The organism is Floccifex sp. (assembly GCF_051873555.1).
GTDB lineage: Bacteria > Bacillota_I > Bacilli_A > Erysipelotrichales > Erysipelotrichaceae > Floccifex.
Genome location: NZ_JBJEEY010000027.1, coordinates 1 through 3232, shown reverse-complemented (window position 1 = coordinate 3232; position 3232 = coordinate 1). Strand labels below are relative to the sequence as shown.

The following is a 3232-nucleotide window of genomic DNA, read 5'->3' as shown; positions in this document are numbered from 1 at the left end:
CTGTTTACACCTTAAATCTGCTCCTTTTTCTGTGTCGTTTTACGCACTCATTTTATTTTCTCCTGCCCAGTCGTAACCAAGCCGCTTCAGATGCTTTGACATCTTCTTGTAACCGTATGTACTGTGTGTTGACCACTCATTGATTATGGACTTAGCCCGCTTGAGCCTTATTTTGTTTTCCTCAGCCTTCTTTTTCTGACGTTCTGCTTCAAACTTGCAGCACTCATAGTAAGTAGCCCGGGAAAGTTTCAGAATCCGACACTGTTCAAGGATTGTCAGCCTGACGCCATTCTCGTCACGCATGTCCTTTTGAACTAGCTGCCAGGATGCTAATCCAGATGTAGCTTTTTTTTTAACAGATCAACTTCAAGCTGCTTTTTACCAAGGGACGCAAGCATTTCCTCCTGCTTTGCCCTTAGTTTTTCGTTTTCTTCACGAAGGGCTTTCTGTTCATCTGTTTCCAGTTTTCCTTCCAGGAACAGCTCCATCCATTCAGAAAGTGTGCTTGGTGCTATGTTATATTTTGCTGCAACCTCAGCTTCTTTTGCTCTCTTTTTGAGGGCTTCCTTCGCAACTTCGATTTTGAACTTGTCTGAAAAATCTTTTCTCTTTCTTCCCATGAATTTGTCCTACCTTGAGGTTAGCACAAATTCGTTATTTTATCTCCTCCATGTCTAAATCTGAGGCTTATTATAAAGCTTAATTCTCTAACAGCTTTTTCAACTCCATTTCTCGGAAAAGAATATTTATTAAAAGATTTTATTTGTGACAGTTTTAATTATTCAACATCAGGAGAATTTTCAATCAATGGGATTGTATTAAATATTGAATCTCACTATGCAAATGATTCTGCTGGAAAACCTGATTTTGAAAACATTTGGTTACTTAATTCTTCAAATCAAGCAAATTATGATCAGAATATAATAAAAACGTCTTCCGGGAATGAACATTATCAATGGGGTAACTTTGCAGTAGAAGACATTGGATTAGCGGAAAAATATTCAGGCTCTTGGGCTGGAATTAAGTTAAAATATAAAACTTATGATTTTTTACTGATAAAATTGGATACATTTACCAAATTTAAGTCAACTTGTTTACGTTTTGAAAAACAACAATTTCCAACAGATGACGATTTAAACGAAATAGTAAACATTTTGAATTTTATTTTTGGTTTGACTTTCATTTATATAGGCAATACAAAATATAATTGCAAATCAACACCTGTTTCTGATTGCTATATTTCTACATTTAGAAAAGATATTGAACAAGTTCTCAATGAAGCCCAATTACCCGTTATTCCATTACGCCTAAATGATTTTCATGGATTAAAAATACATACAACTGAATTGATTAATTTAATTCTATTAAAAGTTTCAGAAAATACAACTTATTCTCTTATTAAAAATTTTGCATTTATTAATTATGCAAGAACACAACCTGTTGAAGTAAAAATTCAACCGTTAGCTGCAACTTTTGATAATATTTGCGCACAATATTTTACTAACAGAGAGAATACAATAGTTTCTACAGCGATTTTTAATAAACTAAAAAAAGATATTGAAAAGAAAATTGATGAACTTGATGTACCAGAAGAACAAAAAGATATTCTAAAATCAAAAACATCACAAATTAATAATCAAAGCCAAAATCAAAGAAATAAAATAATTTTTGAAGAGCTAGGTTTAAAACTAAGTAAACTTGAAGAAAAAGCATTAAAAGCTCGGAATAGTTCTGTACATGGTAGTTTGGATTCAAAAAAACTAAATGAATTGATTCTATTAAGCAAATGTTATTATACATTAATTAATCGTCTTATTTTAAAGATATTGGATATTCCATTTTATATTGATTATACACACCCACAAGGACTACCAATGAAAATTGAGGAAGCTCAATATTCGTGGATGGAAAAACTATTAAAAAACGAGGAAAAAAAAATCTGAATCAAATTAATGCAATAATTTGAAAATTGGAGTGATTGAATGGCAGAAGATTTAACAACTGAGCAAATAGTTCAAAAATTATCAAAGCATATTCCTGAGAACTTAATTGATGAAGTTCTTTCATACTACGCTGATTTAATTTCTTATGCAGCTTCTTTGAATAATGATGCCTGGAATATTAGTAACAGAGAAAGCGGTAAAAGATTCCAGCTTAATTGTGGTCATATGTATATTCTACGTACAGACGAAAAGAATCTTCTTGTTATGTGCGATAGGGATGAAGTTCTTTCTTTATCAAAAGATTTTATTACTCAACTTCTTTCAGAATGTACACTTAAAGCTTATGAAGATCGAAAAGAAAAAGATTTACAACCAAAAAATTACGATGAATTAAAAAAAATACCAACAACAACTTTATGGAACAATACTTTCCAATTTTATATTCCATATGAAGTCTTGAACAAATCAGGAGATTTACTAAATGAAAAATAATCGATTGCGTTATTTTTTTTCTATTTTTTTTCTTATATGTTTACTTCAATTTCCATGTATAGCAAATGATTTATCAACCAGTTCAAAAATTAAAGTAATAAAAAACAATAATACTTACACATTTTTAGATGAAGATGAAAATGTTCTCTTTTCAAAAAAATTGAAAAGATTCTATGGATTCACCGAAGGATATGCTACTGTAACGCTCATGAATTTTGATAGTGCAATTCTTGATGAAAATGGAAATATTTCAAATATTCACTTTGAACAATTAGGACAAAAGTTTTCAGAAGGAAAAAATTTTGCAATGTTTTTGGACGGAACGACAGGAGTTATAGATACCAAAGGAAATTTACTTTTTAAGATTAAAGTAGAATTTGATGAATGCGGAGCTCTTGCTGCAACTAATTTTTCAAATGGAAAAGCATTTGTCAAAGAATCTAAAGGTAAAGGCGAGGTCTGGTATTTAATTGACGATAAAGGAAACAAATTAAAAGAATTTAATAATATATCCTATCCAAGATATTTTTCTTGTGGGGTTACAAATGTTCAAGTTCGAGAAGGAACAACTTGGAAATCTAATTATATAGATACGAGTGGAAACTTTATATCCCCTATAAATTTTGATGAGGCTCATGATTTTATTGATAATAAAGCAAAAGTAAAAAGTGGCACAGAGGAATATTACATAGATATCAATGGAAAAAGAATACACAATTAATTTTAGTTAAAAATGAAATCGCTGTTAGAGTCGGGAGGAAATCGCCATTTAGAGTCAGGCAGAATTAACCAATTTT

At 30.8% G+C, this 3232-nt stretch carries 4 protein-coding genes; 3 read left to right on the top strand and 1 reads right to left on the bottom strand.

Annotation, left to right across the window (positions count from 1 at the left end):
• Positions 1–329: 329 nt before the first annotated feature.
• A complete protein-coding gene (locus tag ACI32A_RS01765) occupies positions 330–620 on the bottom strand; it encodes a transposase (protein ID WP_439753302.1) in 291 nt (96 codons plus the stop codon).
• 441 nt (positions 621–1061) lie between these two features.
• On the opposite strand from ACI32A_RS01765, the gene ACI32A_RS01760 reads away from it, so the two are divergent.
• Genes ACI32A_RS01760 through ACI32A_RS01750 form a run of 3 tightly spaced genes read left to right on the top strand, consistent with a single transcriptional unit; the run spans position 1062 to position 3156 of the window.
• A complete protein-coding gene (locus ACI32A_RS01760) occupies positions 1062–1943 on the top strand; it encodes a hypothetical protein (RefSeq protein ID WP_439753301.1) in 882 nt (293 codons plus the stop codon).
• Positions 1944–1982: 39 nt separating this feature from the next.
• A complete protein-coding gene (locus ACI32A_RS01755) occupies positions 1983–2435 on the top strand; it encodes a hypothetical protein (RefSeq protein ID WP_439753300.1) in 453 nt (150 codons plus the stop codon).
• Positions 2425–3156 (top strand): WG repeat-containing protein, encoded by a 732-nt coding sequence (locus ACI32A_RS01750; protein WP_439753299.1) that lies wholly within the window; start codon positions 2425–2427, stop codon positions 3154–3156. The genes ACI32A_RS01755 and ACI32A_RS01750 overlap by 11 nt, the downstream gene beginning before the upstream one ends.
• Positions 3157–3232: the final 76 nt, after the last annotated feature.

What these genes read in the sequence shown, in the direction of transcription:
- ACI32A_RS01765 (WP_439753302.1), bottom strand. Translation starts at nt 620, where the DNA reads ATGGGAAGAAAGAGAAAAGATTTTTCAGACAAGTTCAAAATCGAAGTT.
- ACI32A_RS01755 (WP_439753300.1), top strand. Translation starts at nt 1,983, where the DNA reads ATGGCAGAAGATTTAACAACTGAGCAAATAGTTCAAAAATTATCAAAG.
- ACI32A_RS01750 (WP_439753299.1), top strand. Translation starts at nt 2,425, where the DNA reads ATGAAAAATAATCGATTGCGTTATTTTTTTTCTATTTTTTTTCTTATA.